Annotated in this window: 1 rRNA gene; it reads left to right on the plus strand. The window is 45.7% G+C overall.

Annotation, left to right across the window (positions count from 1 at the left end):
- Positions 1-214: 214 nt before the first annotated feature.
- Positions 215-276: ribosomal RNA gene (rrf, locus tag G9G53_RS25955) — 5S ribosomal RNA — on the plus strand; the annotation flags it as partial.

Genomic DNA, 276 nt, shown 5'->3' on the forward strand with positions numbered 1-276 from the left:
TGGGGGTGGAAGTGCAGTAATGCATGGAGCTGACCAATACTAATCGGTCGAGGGCTTATCCTAAGATAAAACGCAAATGAGTTTCGGATCCAGTTTTCAGGGTGTAACCTTGAACGTATGTACAAGTGACATACAACAAATGCATGGCTATTCGTTCACACGATATATCGTGAAGCGAATAACCGTACGATAGAATTTACATAGCAAATTCATGTTTGGTGGCGATAGCGGAGGGGTTCCACACGTACCCATCCCGAACACGACCGTTAAGCCCTC

The organism is Paenibacillus sp. EKM206P (assembly GCF_011066155.1).
In the GTDB taxonomy this organism is placed as follows: domain Bacteria; phylum Bacillota; class Bacilli; order Paenibacillales; family Paenibacillaceae; genus Paenibacillus; species Paenibacillus polymyxa_D.